Below are 334 nucleotides of genomic sequence, written 5' to 3'. Positions count from 1 at the left end.
CGTGATGGTCTTTATTTTTTTTAGCACGGCATTTTATTTATTATCACAAGTTATTAAAACAATCCCTTTAGGTATCGCATACGCTATATGGGCTGGTGTTGGGATTGTTCTAACTGCTGTAGTTGGCTACTTTGTTTTTAAACAGACACTAGATAATCCTGCTTTAATTGGAATTGGTTTTATCGTATCTGGCGTAATAATTATTAATTTATTTTCGCAATCAGCAGGTCATTAAGTGAAAGAAATTCGGCAACAAAAGAAGCAACCAGAGGTTATTCGAAAGCGCATCCTTGAACAGGCAACTATTCTTGTTTCTCAAAAGGGTATTTCTGGT

The 334-nt window shown here is 35.3% G+C and carries 1 protein-coding gene; it reads left to right on the top strand.

Annotated features, from left to right (window positions below; all coding sequences use genetic code 11):
* Window positions 1-235: DMT family transporter (locus J582_RS25660; protein WP_032049070.1), on the top strand; the 235-nt coding region annotated here is incomplete at its 5' end.
* Window positions 236-334 lie beyond the last annotated feature (99 nt).

The organism is Acinetobacter sp. 1566109, assembly GCF_000582255.1.
Lineage (GTDB): Bacteria > Pseudomonadota > Gammaproteobacteria > Pseudomonadales > Moraxellaceae > Acinetobacter > Acinetobacter nosocomialis.
The sequence above is the reverse complement of the archived record's forward strand: the minus strand, read 5'-3'. Positions and strand labels throughout refer to the sequence as shown.